Consider the following 17,360-nt stretch of genomic DNA (forward strand, 5'->3'; position numbering starts at 1 on the left):
AAGTGAAACGCCTTTTTCGGAAAGTTAAAATCTATGTCTCTATGTGTTTAAAAAAATCAGTTAAACAAAATAATATAAAAATGACAACTAATAAATCCACATCATTGTTTGAAAGTAAACAAGTAAAAGAAGCCTTAGTGCAGTCTTTTGTGAAGCTTAATCCAAAAATGATGATCAAAAATCCGGTAATGTTTACCGTAGAAATTGGAACAGCCATTATGTTTGCTGTCTGCGTTTCGATATTAATGGGTGCAAACGATCAGGGAAGTTTTACTTATAACCTAATTGTGTTTTTAATTTTACTGGCAACGCTTTTATTTGCCAATTTCGCCGAAGCTATTGCCGAAGCAAGAGGAAAAGCACAAGCAGACAGTTTAAGAAAAACACGAGAAGAAACTCCTGCAAAACAAATTTTACCTAACGGAGAAATTAAAAACATTAGTTCTTCGGCATTAAAAAAAGACGATATTTTCGTTTGCGAAGCCGGTGATTTAATTGCTGCCGATGGTGAGATTATCGAAGGTCTGGCTACCATTGACGAAAGTGCCATTACCGGAGAAAGTGCTCCTGTAATTCGGGAAGCAGGCGGAGATAAATCATCTGTAACCGGAGGAACAAAAGTATTATCTGACAAAATCAAAGTGAAAGTAACTTCTGAACCAGGCGAAAGCTTTTTGGATAAAATGATTGCTTTGGTTGAAGGTGCGAGCCGTCAGAAAACACCAAACGAAATTGCCTTAACCATTTTATTAGCCGCATTTACTTTAATTTTCGTGATTGTGTGCGTTACGCTAAAACCGTTTGCCGACTATGCAAACGCACCCATCACGATCGCGGCTTTTATTGCTTTGTTTGTCTGTTTAATTCCAACTACAATTGGAGGTTTACTTTCTGCGATTGGTATTGCGGGAATGGACAGAGCTTTACGAGCTAACGTAATTACAAAATCGGGGAAAGCGGTTGAAACTGCTGGAGATATTGATGTTTTGCTTTTGGATAAAACCGGAACCATTACTATTGGAAACAGAAAAGCGACCAATTTTTATCCAACAAAAGGAATTTCTTTTGATGACTTTGTAAAATCGGCTGTTTTGAGTTCCCTTGCAGATGATACCCCGGAAGGAAAAAGTATCTTGGAGTTGAGTGAGATGATCGATGTAAAAAATGAAGTTAAAGCAAGCTTTTTACAAACTACCTCAGATATTTCACACACAATAAAATTTACTGCCGAAACCAGAACTTCTGGAGTAGTATTAAAAGACGGAACCAACATTAGAAAAGGTGCACAAGACGCCGCAAAAAGCATTGCACAGCAAGCCGGGAATTCTTTCCCTGAAGATACAGCACAGCAAGTAATTTCTATTTCGTCTAACGGAGGAACTCCATTAGTCGTAATCAAAAACAATGAAGTTCAAGGTGTTATCGAACTTCAGGATATTATAAAAACCGGAATGAAAGAACGTTTTGAGCGCTTGCGCAGAATGGGAATCAAAACGGTTATGGTTACGGGAGATAACCCGCTTACAGCTAAATTTATTGCCGAAGCTGCTGGTGTTGATGATTTTATTGCCGAGGCTAAGCCTGAGGATAAAATGAATTACATCAGAAAAGAACAAGCCGAAGGACGACTAGTAGCCATGATGGGTGACGGAACAAATGATGCTCCTGCCCTTGCTCAGGCGAATGTTGGAGTTGCCATGAACAGCGGAACTCAAGCAGCAAAAGAAGCAGGAAACATGGTCGATCTTGACAATGACCCAACGAAACTAATCGAGATTGTTGAAATTGGAAAACAGCTTTTAATGACTCGAGGTACTTTAACTACTTTTTCTATTGCAAATGACGTTGCGAAATATTTTGCTATTGTTCCTGCTCTTTTTATTACTGCGATTCCTGCGCTTCAAGGTTTAAATATCATGCATTTGCATAGTCCCGAAAGTGCGATTTTATCGGCTGTAATTTTCAACGCGATTATCATTCCGATATTGATTCCGCTTGCGCTGAAAGGTGTTGATTATCGACCAATTGGAGCAAGTGCCATCCTTAAAAGAAATCTTTTGATTTATGGTTTAGGTGGCTTGATTGTTCCTTTTATCGGAATTAAGGTAATTGATTTGTTAGTTGTCTTATTTATGTAAAAAAAGTTGCTAAGGTTCTGAGATGCTAAGGCGCTAAGTTTTTTTCTTAGTCCCTTAGAATCTTAGCTCCTTAGAACCTGAAAAAAGTTACTGAGATGCTAAGATTCTAAGGAACTAAGGTTTTCTCTTAGAATCGCAAATACAGGAATCTTTAAAAACTCTAATTAAAAACATGACTTCGATTTGCTAAGCTTCTGAAAAAAAACTTAGAACCTTAGCAACTTAGTCCCTTAGAATCTCAAAAAAAATGAAAAATCTATTTTCTATAATAAAACTTACTGTCGCTACATTAATCTTGTTCGCAGTTATTTATCCTCTTGCGATTTACGGAATCGCACAAATTGCTCCAAACCAAGGAAAAGGAGAAACTATTTCGGTTAACGGAAAAGTGGTTGGTTACCAAAAAATTGGACAAAAGTTCGATAAGTCGAATTATTTCTGGGGAAGACCTTCGGCTGTTGATTATAACGCAGCGGGAAGTGCCGGAAGCAACAAAGGTCCAAGCAACGCTGAATATCTAGCTTTGGTTCAAAAAAGAATTGATACGCTTTTATTGGTTCATCCGTACTTGAAAAAATCTGATATTCCTGCTGATATGGTTACGGCTTCTGGAAGTGGTTTAGATCCGAATATTTCTCCCCAAGGGGCTTTGATTCAGGTGAAACGAATTGCTAAAGAAAGAAAACTGGACGAAGCTAAAGTAAAAGCTTTGGTGGAATCTAAAATTAATACTGCTGTTGTTGGTCCAGAAACGGTTAATGTTTTGGAATTGAATGTGGCGCTGGATCAGCTTCGCTAAAGCTCTAAGATGCTAAGGTTCTAAGATACTGATATTCTAAGTTTTTCTATGCGCATTCTTGTCATTTCGACGTAAGGAGAAATCTTCGTTGCAAGATCGACACAGATTGACATTCTTTGCGGAGCTACTTGCTAAGATTTCTCCTTACGTCGAAATGACAAACTGTGGCGAGAATTGGAATCGAAAAACTAAACTTACAATAATACCTAACAGGTTTTGGAAACCTGTTAGGATATGAAAATATTATAATACAAAAACGCCTTTTTACCCCAAATGCCCTAGCCCCGATAGTAGTGGAAATCCTTTTTCTGGCTTCTTTAGCCAGGAAAAGATTGAAACGGATAGCGGGATTAGCTCCTAAAAAATCTACTAATAAATAATAGAATACCACAAAAATGAAAAAAATAATACTTACAGCTTTAATCGCTTTTGGTTATAGCAATTTACAAGCACAAGAAGAATCTAAAAGTCCGCTAACATTTTCAGGATATGTAGACGCTTATTACAGTTATGATTTCGGGAAACCTGAAAATCATGCTCGGCCAAACTTTTTTTACAGTTATAATAAAAGCAACGAGGTAAACCTGAATTTGGGAATGGCGAAAGTGAATTATTCGAAGGAAAATATTCGAGGGAATTTTGCCTTGATGGCTGGAACTTATGCCGAGTATAACATGTCGGCAGAACAAGGTTTGCTGAAAAATATCTACGAAGCAAATGTTGGTGTAAAGATTTCGAAAAACCATAATTTATGGGTTGATGCGGGAATCATGCCTTCGCATATTGGATTTGAAAGTGCAATCGGAAAAGACTGCCAGACTTTAACAAGAAGTATTATGGCTGAGAATTCTCCTTATTATGAAACGGGAGTTAAAATTGGTTATACATCTGAATCTGGAAAATGGTATTTGGCGGGTATGTACTTAAATGGCTGGCAAAGAATTGAGAAAGTAAAAGGCAATCAAACTCCGGCTTTTGGAACTCAGATTACGTACAAACCATCTGACCGAGTTATTTTGAACTGGAGTACTTATGTTGGAAATGAACAGCCGGATATTGACAAAAAGTGGCGTTATTTCAACAACTTTTATGGACAATTTAAGGTAACGGAAAAGACAAATATTACGGCTGGTTTTGATATTGGATCTCAGCAATCGGCTAAAAATAGTAACAAATACGATACTTGGTTTTCGCCTGTTTTGATTCTGCAATATAAACCAGTTGACAAGATTCAGCTTGCCGTACGAGGTGAATATTATAGTGATGAAAAAGGTGTAATTATCGCAACTGAAACGCCAAACGGTTTTAAAACTTACGGATTTTCAGCTAACTTTGATTACTTAGTTACTGATAATGTTATGTTTAGAATTGAAGCAAGAAATCTTTCGAGTAAAGACGAAATCTTCACCAATAAAGACAATCTCCTAACGGACACGAATACGTTTGTAACGACTTCGCTGGCGATTTCTTTCTAGCTTTAGGCTATAGGCTTTAAGCAGTAAGCTTTTTAGAGTTATACTGCCTAAAGCCTAAAGCTTATTGCTTAAAGCAAAAATTATGGAAAACGAAAATAATAACGCACAGCACTTTCTCGATTTAATCCAGAAATCACGAAAGGGGAAGTTTAAAATCTACATTGGGATGAGCGCCGGTGTGGGCAAAACTTTTCGTATGCTTCAGGAAGCGCATTCGTTATTGAAAAACGGAATCGATGTGAAAATCGGCTACATCGAAACGCACATGCGGAAGGAAACGCATGAATTATTAGCAGGTTTGCCTATAATTCCGAGGCGGACCATTTTCTATAAAGGAAAAGAACTGGAAGAACTCGACGTTCAGGCTATAATAAATCTTCGTCCAGAAGTAGTTATTGTTGATGAATTGGCGCATACGAACGTTGAAGGAAGCAAAAACGAAAAACGCTGGCAGGATGTTTTAGAGATTCTGGAAGCGGGAATTAATGTGATTTCGGCGGTTAATATTCAGCATATTGAAAGTTTAAATGAAGATGTAAAACGAATTACCAATATTGATGTTCAGGAACGCATCCCTGATAATGTTTTGCGATTGGCAGATGAAGTCGTGAATATCGATTTGACATCTGAAGATTTAATTGCGCGCTTGAAAGAAGGAAAAATTTATACTCCAGATAAAATTCAGACGGCTTTAACGAACTTTTTTAAATCGGAACAGATTTTACAACTTCGGGAATTGGCTTTGAAAGAAGTAGCGAGTCAGGTGGTTCGAAAAGTTGAAAATGAAGTTCCTAATCTGCATGCTTTACGGCATGAAAAGCTTTTGGCATGTATAAGCAGTAATGAGAAAACTGCTAAAATCATTATTAGAAAAGCAGCTAGATTGGCGAGTTATTACAACGGTTCTTGGTATGTTTTGTATGTAGAAACGCCACAAGAAAGCAGTAATAGGATTGCACTTGATAAACAAAGACATTTAATTAATAACTTTAAACTCGCAGTGCAATTAGGTGCAGAGGTTATTAAATTGGAAAATTCAAATATTACAGATGCTATTTTAACAACGGTAGAAGAAAAACAAATTACAACTGTGTGCATCGGAAAACCGCATTTTAATTTGTTTAAAGTAATTTTGTCTACAACAATTTTTAGGCGTTTGCTAAACAAATTGTCTTTATCTAATGTTGATCTTGTAATACTGTCGTAATTTTTCTAACCATTAAGATATTAAGAAAATAAAGGCTATACTTAATTTTCTCTTTGTAAGTTTCATTAAGTTCAAAAGCTTAATTTCCTTAATATCTTAATGGTTCAAATAAAAAAAACTTGTTTTTAAATAAACATCATGAGAATTAAAACCAAATTGAATCTGGGTGTAGGATTGTTATTTTTAATGATCATCATTCTCTCGTTAGTGAGTGCTTATTCGGTTTTTCTGATTAAGCAGGACACCGAGAATATTCTGAAATCCAATTATAATACACTGGAATATTCCAGAAATATGATTTTTGCTTTAGACGGAATAAAGTCCGATTCAAAAGAAACAATTCAGAGTTTTGAGGAAAATCTCGAAAAGCAGACTCAAAATATTACAGAACCGGGCGAAAAACAAGCTACCGAAAAACTAAAAGCTAGTTTTGCTCTTTTAGCAAAAAACAATGCTGATGAATCTGTAAAAGCTCAGATTCGTCATGATATTTTTGCGATTATGAAGCTGAATCTGGACGCCATAAAACAGAAAAGCGATATCGCTAAACATTCGGCTGAAACAGCTAATTTGTCGATTGCCATTGTGGGAACTTTATGCTTTCTGATTGCTTTTAATTTATTGGTTAATCTGCCTAATAATATTGCGAATCCTATTAGAGAGTTAACTCAGAGTATTAAGGAAATTGCCAATAAAAACTATTCCGAACGTGTTCATTTTACGAGTCATAGCGAATTTGGAGATCTTGCGAAATCATTCAATACCATGGCGCAAAAGCTTGAAGAATATCATGACAGCAATGTTTACAAACTTCTTTTTGAAAAGAAACGGCTGGAAACCCTCATCAATAATATGAATGATCCTATTATTGGTTTGGATAACGAAGGAATTGTTTTGTTTGTAAATGATGAAGCATTGAAAATTATTGGTCTAAAATCCGAAGATATTATTGGAAAAACCGCTTCTGAATTGGCAGTTTCTAATGATTTGATTCGTTCTTTGATTCTGAAAGAAGGTGAAACTCCAAAAAAACAGCCTCTCAAAATTTTTGCTCACGGAAAAGAGAGTTATTTCGAAAAAGAGATTCACAACATAACCATAACGCCAACTGGCGAAGAAAAAGAAATTAATATTGGTGATGTAATTATTCTGCGAAATATTACGCTTTTTAAAGAATTGGATTTTGCTAAAACGAATTTCATTGCCACCGTTTCGCACGAATTAAAAACACCAATTGCCTCTATAAAACTAAGTCTACAATTACTTGAAAATGGCAAAACAGGCGACATGAACGACGACCAGAAACAATTGGTTGAAAGTATAAAAGATGACAGTCAGCGTTTGTTGAAAATTACGGGAGAATTATTGAATTTATCGCAATTGGAAACTGGAAATATTCAGCTGAATATTGGAAAAAGTAATCCGCATGAAATTGTAAAATATGCCGTAGAAGCTGTAAAAGTTCAGGCAGATCAAAAACAGATTCAGTTAGTTATTGATGCCAATGAAAATCTCAAAAATGTAAAAGCCGATGCCGAAAAAACAGGCTGGGTTTTGATTAATTATTTATCGAATGCTATTAGATATTCGTCTGAAAAAAGCACGATTCTCATTAAATTAAAAGAAGAAAATAATCAGATGGTTTTTCAGGTTATTGATACCGGAAAAGGAATTGACACGAGATATAAAGACAAGGTTTTTGATAAATATTTTCAAGTTCCGGGCAGTCAAAAATCTGGAACGGGATTAGGTTTGGCGATAAGCAAAGAATTTATTGAAGCCCAAAACGGAAGTGTTGGGGTCGAGAGTAATTTGGGATTAGGAAGTACGTTTTGGTTTTCGCTGAAGGTTTAGAAGAATTGTGAATTATTAAAAGAAAAAATATTAAAAAAGCTTCGGAGAAGCGAGATATTTACAGCTAATTTGATTCACGTTGATAATAAGCTCCAGCGGAGCGACATATTTCACCCCGCTGGGGCTTAAAAAACACGCCTAATAAATTTTCTATAAATATATCGTCCCGCTGGGACTTATTTACTTAAAATCATCAATCTGAATAAAATAAAAATAAGCCAATCTTAATCCAACTACCTCATTTAAAACCAACAAATTAAAGTTAGCTTAAGGTTCTATTAAGACCAAAATAACAGCGTTGAACATTCGTTACTATTGCAAAATATAAACGACAAAAACAATGTTCCACAAAACGATTTCCCTTGTATTTTTATTCGTATTATTTTCTGCGAATGCACAGCAAAATGATTCGATCACAAAAATTGACAGTACTTCTCATAATTTAAAATTCAATTACAAACAATTAATTATTCCGAGTGTATTAATTGGTTATGGTGTAATTGGTTTAAAAAATGATCAGCTTTTGAGTTTTAATCACCAGATTAAAGATGAAGTTGCTGAAGACATTGACGAGAAAATTACGATTGATGATTTTTCTCAATACGCTCCCGCTGCATCAGTATATGCATTGAATGCTTTTGGCGTAAAAGGTAAAAATAATATGCGTGACCGTTCTGTAATCCTTGTGACTTCGTATGCAATTATGGCTACAACGGTTTTGGGTTTAAAATCGATTTCGCATGTAGAAAGACCTGACGGAAGTTCGAATAACTCTTTTCCTTCCGGGCATACTGCAACTGCATTTATGGGTGCCGAATTTTTATATCAAGAATACAAAGACAAATCGATTTGGTACGGAATTGCAGGTTATGCTGTTGCAACCGGAACTGGGCTTTTCAGAATTTACAATAACCGCCATTGGCTGACAGACGTTGCTGCCGGAGCTGGAATTGGAATTTTGAGTACGAAAATTGCCTATTGGGTCAATCCATATATTACCAAGAAACTGTTCAAGTCATCAGCCGAAAATAAATCAACTTCTATGATAATGCCTTTTTATAACGGGCAGCAATATGGATTGGGATTTGTGAAGGTTTTTTAGTTTTTTTTTGCCACAAAGGCGCTAAGACACAAAGTTTTTTAAGCCACAGATTAAAAAGGATTTTTTACTACTTTGTATAGTTTGTTTGCCACGAATTGCACAAATTTTCACGAATTATGTTGATTATATTTTGAATAAAAAATTTGTGAAAATTTGTGCAATTCGTGGCGAAAAAACAATCCTTTTAATCTGTGAATCCCGATAGCTATCGGGAGTGGTAAAAACTCTTTTTATGTATTCGAAGTATTATTCTTAATCTCTCGAACTTCCCTTTTCAATTCTAAAAGCAAATCTTTCATTACTCCAGTTTCTGTTATTTCTTGTTTCTTATCAGAACGGCCGATATTACATTCGTATTCCCAAATCTCCAAAATATCAGAAGCTTTCACTTCATAATTTGGATAAAAACTATTATCCGATTCCAAAACCAAGGCGTTCTTTTTGTTTTTATTGAGACGCTTATATACCATTCCTTCATTCTTCGTAATAAGAATATAGGTTTTGCCATCCATAACTTCTCCCAGTTTTTCCACATAACGGCCAATAATAATAGAACCATCTTCATGTGGAGGCATTGAATCGCCTTCAACGGGAAATCCGCGATGTTTTCCAGGTCCTAAAAACGGAAGTGTAATCTGCTGTAAACTTTCAATATATTCTGGATCAGCATATCCGTTTAAATATCCTGCTTTTGCTTTTTGAGATACAATTTCGATATAATTTTCTCCAAAACTATCAACCTGAATAGGAAGAATAAGTCGGTTACCTTCCAGTTTTATCAAATTTTGTACATCAATTTTGCGTATATCGACAGATAATATCAAGTCAATACTCATATGAAAATATAACGCAATTTTCTTTAAAATGTCATACGGTGCTTCCGAAGTTCCATCTTCGTATTTCACGTATCTTCCTCTGGTAATACTAAGGTTTTCAGCTAATTTCTCCTGCGATATTTTATGCTTCACCCTTAATGCTCTGATGTTGTCTGAAAATAAGGACATAATTAATTTTGTTATAATTTGGAACAGCAAATATATAAAAAAATGTTACTGTCTGTGCTAATTTTGTAAATGTAAAAAATTAAGTTTCTGAAGTGATTATGAATCTGAGAAATATAAATACCACAAAATCAATAGAATTTTATATACCGGATACAAGCACGGAAGTAAAAGTGCCTTTTTTTGATGTTGGTATCAGTGCGGGGTTTCCTTCGCCTGCTGATGACTTTATCGAATTATCAATCGATCTCAATAAAGAACTCATCAAACATAAATACACTACTTATTTTGCCAGGGTAAAAGGGTATTCTATGAAAAATGCCGGCATTCATGATGGTGATTTATTAATTATTGATAAAAGTCTGGAACCGCAAAACAATAAAATTGCTGTTTGCCAAATTGATGGTGAATTTACGGTAAAACGCATTAAAATAGAAAAAGACATTATCTGGCTTATTGCCGAAAATGAAGATTATAAACCAATAAAAGTGACTCCGGAAAATAATTTCGTGATCTGGGGAATTGTAACTCATAGTATCAAAACTTTTTAAGTTATTGTTAGTCTGAGTGAAGTTGAAGACCCCTTCGATTTTGCTAAGGGTGACAAAACAGAAATAGAAAACAAATTAAAAATGTTTGCTTTAGTCGATTGTAATAATTTTTATGCTTCCTGCCAAAGGGTATTTGAACCGCATTTAAGAGAAAAACCTATAGTTATTCTCTCTAATAATGACGGCTGTGTTATTTCGCGGTCTGATGAAGCTAAAGCTTTGGGCATACCAATGGCTATTCCGGCTTTTAAATATGAATCTGTTTTTAAGGAAAAGAACATTTTTGTGTATTCTTCTAATTATCCTCTATATGGCGATATGAGCAATCGGGTAATGAACCTGCTTCGAACTTATACTCCTGAAATCGAAATCTACAGTATCGATGAAGCTTTCTTAAAATTTTCAGGTTACGATTTATTTGATATGAATACCTTGGGTTTAAAAATGCGTAAAGAAGTCACACAAGGAACGGGCATTCCTGTCAGCATAGGTTTTGCTTCTACTAAGGCTCTGGCTAAAATGGCAAATAAAATTGCCCGAAAATTTGCAGATCGTACACAGAATGTTCATTGTATTGATTCTGAAGAAAAAAGAGTTAAAGCCTTAAAATGGTCTAAAATTGAAGATGTCTGGGGAATTGGAAGAAAACACGCGAAACGTCTTAAAGCAAAAAAAATTAATACCGCTTATGAATTTACTCAGCTTCCAGATGCCTGGGTGAGAAAAGAAATGTCAGTAGTCGGGCTTAGGTTAAAGCATGAATTAGAAGGTAAACCAACTTTAGAATTAGAAGAAGCTGCAGATCGTAAAATGATCGCTACAACAAGGTCTTTCGAAAAAAGATATACCTCTTATGAAGAAATATCAGAGCGAATCAGCACGTTTACGGCCTCGTGTGCCGAGAAATTAAGACGACAAAATTGTCATTGTAATATGGTGACTGTTTTTATCCAAACGAGTTTTATAAAAAATGAAGAATCACACTATTCGAGAAGCATTACGATTACAACAGATTTCCCAACTAATTCGACGATAGAACTTAATGCTGCAGCTCAAAAAGGATTTAAAGCTATTTTTAAAAAGGGTTATCGCTATAAAAAAGCAGGCGTAATTGTAATGGGCTTAACGCCAAACAGCGAAACACAGCTTAATTTATTTGAAACTTCAAATCCTAAGCATCAGCCTTTAATGAGTGTTATCGACAAAATGAACCAAAATTATGGTAATAATAAAATTAAATTTGGTGTGCAGTCTCTTGGAAGACAATGGAAAATGAAACAAAACAGATTATCTCCTAAGTTTTCTACCTCACTTAAAGACGTTATTACTGTTAAAGCCTAAAAAACAAATTATTACAGATTTAAAATTTTAATAAACAACAGAAAACCAATCGATTTTACGTTATATAGAAATGAAGAATCAGGAATATGCCATAGTCGATATTGAAACCACAGGAGGAAATGCCAGTGGAAGCCGTATAACAGAAATTGCCATTATTATTCATGATGGTAAAAATGTGCTGGATCGTTATGAAACACTGGTAAATCCTGAACAGGACATACCTCCTTCAATTTTTGGATTAACAGGTATAAATAACGAAATGGTAGCTAATGCCCCAATCTTTGATGATATTTCTGAAAAAGTTCTCGAAATGCTTACAGACCGCATTTTTGTAGCTCATAATGTTAACTTCGATTATTCATTTGTTCATCATCAGCTGGAACAGGCAGGTTTCAAATGGTCGGCAAAAAAACTTTGTACAGTTCGTGCCGCCAGAAAAATCAAACCGGGTTTAGGTTCATACAGTTTAGGTAATCTTTGTAACTCTTTAAATATATCTTTAGAAAACAGGCACCGTGCCGGAGGAGACGCAGATGCAACAGCCATATTATTTTCGCTTTTATTAGAATGGGATGATGCTGGAGAAATCGAAAAAATGATCAAGAAAACGGCACAAGATCAGCGCTTACCTCCTAACCTTCCGCCTGATGATTTTAATAATTTACCCGAAAAACCAGGAATCTATTATTTTTATAATCAGGCAAAAAAAGTAATTTATGTTGGAAAAGCTGTTAATCTAAAAAAACGTGTTACATCGCATTTTACAGGCAATAATATCAATCCGCAAAGACAACATTTTTTAAGAGACATTTACGGGATTTCTTTTGAGATCTGCGCAACTGAATTAATGGCGCTTCTTTTAGAATGCACCGAAATCAAAAAACTCTGGCCTACTTACAACAGAGCTCTAAAACGTTTTGAGGCTAAATTTGGCATTTATCAATACGAAGCCAGAAATGGTTATAAATATCTCGCTATTGGAAAAGTGAGTAAATTTCAAATCTGCATTCATGAATTTAATACACAATATGATGGTATCAATTTACTGCGTAGTCTGGCAGAACAGTTCGAAATTGATCATAGATTTTGTAAATATACAAGACCAGAAGAAGGAGAATTATTTCAAAATAATGATGTAAAAAGTCTGCCTGATGTTCTGCTTCATAACGAGCAAGTAGATAATGCAATTGATTATTTACTGAACAACAGACCTAGTTTTGCGATTATCGATAAAGGAAGATCTGCTGACGAACGAAGCTGTGTCTGGGTTGAAAATGGGCATTTTCACGGAATGGGCTACATACCCAGAGATATCGCCATTAACGATTATGATGAAGTAAAAAGTTATGTAACACAATATAAAAGCAATCAGTATATAGAACATTTAATTTTTGCTTATGCAGAAAAACATCCCGGTAAAGTATTCTTTAACAAGCAGTTTATAAAATAAGAACATAAATAATCAGTAAATTTAATATAGATTTTAAAATTAAATGTACTATGAAAATAGCGACTTATAACGTAAACGGAATCAACGGAAGGTTAAATGTATTACTTCGATGGCTGGACGAAGCAGCTCCGGATATTGTGTGCTTACAAGAATTAAAAGCACCTCAGGATAACTTTCCTCTTAAGGCTATTAATGATGCAGGTTACAATGCCGTCTGGCACGGACAAAAACAATGGAACGGTGTTGCTATTCTTGCCCGAAATATGAAAATAGAAGAAATAACCCGCACACTTCCGGGTGATGACGAAGATGTTCAAAGTCGTTATATTGAAGCTTTAATTAATGGAATTGTGATTGCGTGTCTTTATCTCCCAAACGGAAATCCAGTGCCGGGACCAAAATTTGAATATAAATTGAAATGGTTTGATCGTCTGGCTGAGCGTGCAGCAATATTATTATCCTTAAAAGTTCCTGTACTATTAATTGGTGATTATAATGTGATGCCAGCAGAGCTGGATGTTTATAAACCTGAAAAATGGATAAATGATGCGCTTTTCAAACCAGAAATTAGAAAAGCGTTTGCAGCTATAGTTTCACAAGGATGGACAGATGCGATTAGAACATTGTATCCTGATGAGAAAATTTACACTTTCTGGGATTATTTCAGAAATGCTTATCAGCGAAATGCAGGTCTTAGAATCGATCATTTTTTATTAAGCCCGCAAATAGCATCGGCATTGCATTCCGGCGGTGTTGATCGTCATGTGCGAGGCTGGGAAAAAACAAGCGATCATGCACCTGTATGGATTCAAATTGACAAAAAATAAATGGAATAATGACACTATTTAACGACACCGAATTATTTACCACAGGTTTGGCAGGAAAAAAAGTATTTGACATTCCTGATTCTGAATTGATTTTAATTGATAATTTCTTCACAAAAGAAGAATCTGATCGTTTTTATGAAAGACTGCTTCGCAAAACGAAATGGAGAGAATACGAAATGGAAATTTATGATAAAACCTATACTGTTCCCAGAATGATTGCCTGGTATGAAGATAAAGATAATCCGGGAGCAGATCTAAAAGGTCCTGACTGGAATTATGAATTGCTGACTATTAGAGGACGTGTAGAAAAAGAAACACAGCAGGATTTTAATACTGTACTGCTTAATTTGTACAGAGATGGAAATGATGGCGTAGGGTGGCACAGCGATAAAGAACATAATACGGGACCAAACCCAATTATCGCTTCGGTGACTTTTGGAGAAACCAGAATGTTCAGGCTGCGTCATAAATACAGTAAAGAAATTCCGCAGATCGAAATTCCGTTACATCATGGGTCTTTTTTGCTGATGGCCGGAACTACAAACAGCTTTTGGCAGCATCAAGTTCCCAAAACAGCACGAAATGTTTTACCAAGAATAAATTTAACTTTTAGACAAACACACAGAAATCTGTAATTTATTAATAACGAAAAACAACGCCGTTTTTTAACGCTGCAACGACGAGGAAAATTCTGTCGAAAAAAGTTAAAATACTGATTGTATGATCGTTTTATTAGGCAGAGCCTTTCTTTTTTACTACTTTTGCAACCCTTTTTTAAAATATAATACCGTAATGGCTTATTCAAACAATGATTTAGCGCGCTTCTTAGATGCGCAGAACAAACTTTATCTTACTGCTCTTTCTGAAATCAGCAAAGGAAAAAAAGAAACACACTGGATGTGGTTTATTTTTCCTCAAATAAAAGGTTTGGGAAAAAGCGATACTGCCAATCTATATGCCATTAATGACTTAAAAGAAGCTTCTGATTATTTAGAACATCCAATTTTAGGAAAACATTTAATCGAAATATCAGAACTTTTACTAACCTTTAAAATGAAATCTGCTGACGGAATTTTTGGAGATTTAGATGCCCGTAAATTACGTTCTTGTATGACTTTGTTTTCTTTAACAGAAAATGCAAATCCAATATTTCAGGAAGTTTTGGATGCTTTTTTCTCCGGAGAAATTGATCCGCTTACTATATCTATTATTAATTCATCTATAAAATCATCTGTTGAACCTGCTGTTGTATAACAAATTTCAATAGATTATTTAATATCAAAAGACACTGCTAAAACACAGTGTCTTTTTTTATTCTATTAAATCACAATTACTGCTTTTTAGACTACCTCGAAAAAACGCCTATTCTCGATTATAAATTTGTTTGTACTAAAAAAGCGCCTTTATATAAAGACGCTTTTTATAATTTAACTTAAAAATTTCAGATCAAATAAAAGTTTACTCTTTTGGTTTAGTAAAATAATAAACCGGAATTCCTGTCAGCATAATTAAAACTCCCCATCCACAGGTTGAGAATTTTGTAATAAGTAACGAAACACATATTGCTGCAGCTGTAATTATATAAAGCATTGGTAAAAACGGATATCCAAAAGCTTTATAAGGTCTTTCGGTATTTGGCATTTTTCTTCTCAAAATAAAGATTCCGTATATCGTTAAAATATAGAAAATCAAGACAATGATAATTACAAAGTCTAACAAATCACCATATTTTCCTGTAAGGCATAAAGCAGAAGCCCAAAAACATTGTGCCCAAAGCGCCCATGCAGGAACACTTGATTCATTTAAAACAGCTGCTTTTTTAAAGAATAAACCATCCTTTGCCATTGTATAATACACTCTCGCTCCAGCCATAATTAATCCGTTGTTGCAGGCAAAAGTCGAAATCATAATCATAATTGCAATAATCAGCGTTCCTATATTTCCAAAAATATATTGTGATGCTACAACGGCAACACGATCTGATTTTGCTGTTGCAATTTCTTCTAACGGAATTACGGCTAAATACATAATATTCGTTAAAACATAAATAATGGTTACAATAAAAGTTCCCAGAAACAAACTTAAACCAACATTTCGCTGCGGATTTTTAATTTCTCCAGCAATAAAAGTAACACCATTCCAGGCATCACTCGAAAATAAAGATCCAACCATTGCAGCTGAAATTCCGGTTATTAATGCAGTTCCTCCTATTGGCATCCATGAGCCGCTTTCTTTATCAAATGCACGAGTATTCCATGCATCGGCCCAGTTCGCATCCCAAACCGAAGCTTTTGCTGCCAATGTTAGCCCGAAAACAATTAACCCCAGTAATGATAAAATTTTGATAATCGTAAGAACAGTTTGAAGAATTTTACCGTTTTTAACACCACGGCTATTAATATAAGTCAATAAAATAATAGTGAATATCGATACTAACTGTGCAGCATTTAGTTTAAATGAACCTATTTCATAAAGTATATTTTCATCACTCAATGGTTCGTATAAATAAGCAGCAAATTTTGAGAAAGCTACTCCAACCGCTGCAATAGTTCCGGTTTGAATTACTGCAAAAAAGCTCCAGCCATACAAAAAAGCTATTAATTTGTTATACGCTTCTTTTAAGTAGACATATTGTCCTCCGGCTTTTGGAAACATGGCACTCAATTCTCCATAGCTTACAGCAGCAATAATGGTAATTAATCCTGATATCAGCCAAATTAAAGTAAGCCATCCTGCAGATCCTACCTGCCTGGCAATATCGGCACTTACAATAAATATTCCAGACCCAATCATTGAACCAACCACAAGCATGGTTCCGTCTAATAATCCGAGTTCTCTTTTAAAATGTTCTTGGTTCTCTTCTTGCATTGTTTTTGGTTTTAGGTTGGTTAAAGATATACTTTTTTTAGAAAATTTAGATTTTAGATCATAGTTTTTAGATTATCGAAAAATATTCTGGGCGTATCCCTTCGGGCCGTGCTATCCACTCTATCTTTTATGGTGAACCCCACCATAAAAGGTTGCCGCTTCTATCCCTTACGCAGACTTTTCCATAACCGTTTTTAGAATAAAAAACAGCATTACGGTTTTCCATAAAATATAACTTATTGTGGTAGTTACTTTTGAGAATAGAAAACATAAAAGAATCAATAAATATGGCAAGAATCATTTTACAAAACGAGAATATAAGTTTTGGCACAGATAACCCTAAACTAACTAGTGGTTTTATTAGCGACAGAGACCTCTTAAAAAAACGTTCAAAAAAATATCTTGATCTTATTAGCGGACTCGATACAAAAACATTAACCGATACGAAAGGAATGGATGAACTCATGAAATCAATCCAAGAGGAATTCGGCACAGCTGAGCTTTCTAATTTACCATTAGGAATTCTTTCAAAATGTTTTCTAGGACATCCATACGAGGTACATACTTTAGATTTAAGCGGAAGTCAAATTATCAAACATTATAAAAATACAGAAACAATGGAAGCTGATTTTGAAAAAGCGCGATCTGCCGCCATACATAATGCATACGCTTTGGTTGAAATCTACAAAGACAAAATCATTTTAATTCGAGAAGACGGAACAGCAACAAAACTATAACATCAACAAA

General features: G+C 34.9%; 15 protein-coding genes. 13 read left to right on the forward strand and 2 right to left on the reverse strand.

The features are described 5' to 3' along the window. Window positions 1–80: 80 nt before the first annotated feature. The 6 genes from kdpB (at window position 81) to ACTJIW_RS11790 (ending at window position 8,575) form a co-directional block, all read left to right on the forward strand. On the forward strand, window positions 81–2,138 hold the full coding sequence (gene kdpB, locus ACTJIW_RS11765; RefSeq protein ID WP_440714327.1) for a potassium-transporting ATPase subunit KdpB: 2,058 nt from the start codon (window positions 81–83) through the stop codon (window positions 2,136–2,138). A 247-nt stretch (window positions 2,139–2,385) separates the two neighbouring features. Then, the gene (locus ACTJIW_RS11770) at window positions 2,386–2,937 is read left to right on the forward strand and encodes a K(+)-transporting ATPase subunit C (RefSeq protein WP_440714328.1); all 552 of its coding nucleotides are present in this window, start codon (window positions 2,386–2,388) and stop codon (window positions 2,935–2,937) included. Between the two features lie 395 nt (window positions 2,938–3,332). After that, complete coding sequence (locus tag ACTJIW_RS11775; protein WP_121362061.1) at window positions 3,333–4,412, forward strand: porin; 1,080 nt, start codon at window positions 3,333–3,335, stop codon at window positions 4,410–4,412. 82 nt (window positions 4,413–4,494) lie between these two features. Next, entirely contained in the window at window positions 4,495–5,619 is a 1,125-nt protein-coding gene (locus tag ACTJIW_RS11780) for a sensor protein KdpD (RefSeq protein WP_149208299.1), read from the forward strand. 138 nt (window positions 5,620–5,757) lie between these two features. Next, on the forward strand, window positions 5,758–7,473 hold the full coding sequence (locus tag ACTJIW_RS11785; RefSeq protein WP_440714329.1) for an ATP-binding protein: 1,716 nt from the start codon (window positions 5,758–5,760) through the stop codon (window positions 7,471–7,473). A 340-nt stretch (window positions 7,474–7,813) separates the two neighbouring features. Next, on the forward strand, window positions 7,814–8,575 hold the full coding sequence (locus tag ACTJIW_RS11790; RefSeq protein ID WP_121362063.1) for a phosphatase PAP2 family protein: 762 nt from the start codon (window positions 7,814–7,816) through the stop codon (window positions 8,573–8,575). A 230-nt stretch (window positions 8,576–8,805) separates the two neighbouring features. On the opposite strand, the gene ACTJIW_RS11795 is transcribed toward ACTJIW_RS11790, so the two are convergent. Then, window positions 8,806–9,579 carry an XRE family transcriptional regulator gene (locus tag ACTJIW_RS11795; RefSeq protein WP_121362064.1) on the reverse strand — a complete coding sequence of 258 codons (774 nt, stop codon included), beginning with the start codon at window positions 9,577–9,579 and terminating at the stop codon, window positions 8,806–8,808. A 98-nt stretch (window positions 9,580–9,677) separates the two neighbouring features. Between ACTJIW_RS11795 and ACTJIW_RS11800 the strand changes: the two genes are divergently transcribed. From ACTJIW_RS11800 to ACTJIW_RS11825, 6 genes are all read left to right on the forward strand, one after another. Next, a complete protein-coding gene (locus tag ACTJIW_RS11800; protein WP_012024039.1) occupies window positions 9,678–10,127 on the forward strand; it encodes a LexA family protein in 450 nt (149 codons plus the stop codon). A gap of 81 nt (window positions 10,128–10,208) precedes the next feature. After that, window positions 10,209–11,468, forward strand: a complete 1,260-nt coding sequence (locus tag ACTJIW_RS11805; protein ID WP_044048277.1) for a Y-family DNA polymerase — start codon at window positions 10,209–10,211, stop codon at window positions 11,466–11,468. Window positions 11,469–11,538: 70 nt separating this feature from the next. Next, window positions 11,539–12,918 carry an exonuclease domain-containing protein gene (locus ACTJIW_RS11810; protein ID WP_012024037.1) on the forward strand — a complete coding sequence of 460 codons (1,380 nt, stop codon included), beginning with the start codon at window positions 11,539–11,541 and terminating at the stop codon, window positions 12,916–12,918. A gap of 50 nt (window positions 12,919–12,968) precedes the next feature. After that, entirely contained in the window at window positions 12,969–13,745 is a 777-nt protein-coding gene (xth, locus tag ACTJIW_RS11815) for an exodeoxyribonuclease III (RefSeq protein ID WP_149208302.1), read from the forward strand. An 8-nt stretch (window positions 13,746–13,753) separates the two neighbouring features. Beyond that, entirely contained in the window at window positions 13,754–14,380 is a 627-nt protein-coding gene (locus ACTJIW_RS11820) for an alpha-ketoglutarate-dependent dioxygenase AlkB family protein (protein ID WP_012024035.1), read from the forward strand. Between the two features lie 157 nt (window positions 14,381–14,537). Beyond that, window positions 14,538–14,999: a DUF1810 domain-containing protein gene (locus ACTJIW_RS11825; protein WP_440714330.1), complete on the forward strand. Its 462-nt coding sequence runs from the start codon at window positions 14,538–14,540 to the stop codon at window positions 14,997–14,999. A gap of 204 nt (window positions 15,000–15,203) precedes the next feature. Here the strand turns inward: ACTJIW_RS11825 and ACTJIW_RS11830 are convergent, their stop codons facing one another. Continuing rightward, complete coding sequence (locus ACTJIW_RS11830) at window positions 15,204–16,613, reverse strand: APC family permease (protein ID WP_274252561.1); 1,410 nt, start codon at window positions 16,611–16,613, stop codon at window positions 15,204–15,206. Between the two features lie 287 nt (window positions 16,614–16,900). Here ACTJIW_RS11830 and ACTJIW_RS11835 point away from each other — a divergent pair, with 287 nt between their 5' ends. Further along, complete coding sequence (locus tag ACTJIW_RS11835) at window positions 16,901–17,350, forward strand: hypothetical protein (RefSeq protein ID WP_440714331.1); 450 nt, start codon at window positions 16,901–16,903, stop codon at window positions 17,348–17,350. The last annotated feature ends 10 nt before the right edge of the window (window positions 17,351–17,360 follow it).

The sequence above is a fragment of the Flavobacterium sp. 22659 genome, from assembly GCF_052044235.1.
Classification (GTDB): domain Bacteria; phylum Bacteroidota; class Bacteroidia; order Flavobacteriales; family Flavobacteriaceae; genus Flavobacterium; species Flavobacterium johnsoniae.

Coding starts and splice junctions, on each gene's coding strand:
- kdpB (WP_440714327.1), top strand. CDS start 81: ATGACAACTAATAAATCCACATCATTGTTTGAAAGTAAACAAGTAAAA.
- ACTJIW_RS11820 (WP_012024035.1), top strand. CDS start 13,754: ATGACACTATTTAACGACACCGAATTATTTACCACAGGTTTGGCAGGA.
- ACTJIW_RS11785 (WP_440714329.1), top strand. CDS start 5,758: ATGAGAATTAAAACCAAATTGAATCTGGGTGTAGGATTGTTATTTTTA.
- ACTJIW_RS11790 (WP_121362063.1), top strand. CDS start 7,814: ATGTTCCACAAAACGATTTCCCTTGTATTTTTATTCGTATTATTTTCT.
- ACTJIW_RS11795 (WP_121362064.1), bottom strand. CDS start 9,579: ATGTCCTTATTTTCAGACAACATCAGAGCATTAAGGGTGAAGCATAAA.
- ACTJIW_RS11825 (WP_440714330.1), top strand. CDS start 14,538: ATGGCTTATTCAAACAATGATTTAGCGCGCTTCTTAGATGCGCAGAAC.
- ACTJIW_RS11780 (WP_149208299.1), top strand. CDS start 4,495: ATGGAAAACGAAAATAATAACGCACAGCACTTTCTCGATTTAATCCAG.
- ACTJIW_RS11810 (WP_012024037.1), top strand. CDS start 11,539: ATGAAGAATCAGGAATATGCCATAGTCGATATTGAAACCACAGGAGGA.
- ACTJIW_RS11830 (WP_274252561.1), bottom strand. CDS start 16,613: ATGCAAGAAGAGAACCAAGAACATTTTAAAAGAGAACTCGGATTATTA.
- ACTJIW_RS11775 (WP_121362061.1), top strand. CDS start 3,333: ATGAAAAAAATAATACTTACAGCTTTAATCGCTTTTGGTTATAGCAAT.
- ACTJIW_RS11835 (WP_440714331.1), top strand. CDS start 16,901: ATGGCAAGAATCATTTTACAAAACGAGAATATAAGTTTTGGCACAGAT.
- ACTJIW_RS11805 (WP_044048277.1), top strand. CDS start 10,209: ATGTTTGCTTTAGTCGATTGTAATAATTTTTATGCTTCCTGCCAAAGG.
- ACTJIW_RS11800 (WP_012024039.1), top strand. CDS start 9,678: ATGAATCTGAGAAATATAAATACCACAAAATCAATAGAATTTTATATA.
- xth (WP_149208302.1), top strand. CDS start 12,969: ATGAAAATAGCGACTTATAACGTAAACGGAATCAACGGAAGGTTAAAT.
- ACTJIW_RS11770 (WP_440714328.1), top strand. CDS start 2,386: ATGAAAAATCTATTTTCTATAATAAAACTTACTGTCGCTACATTAATC.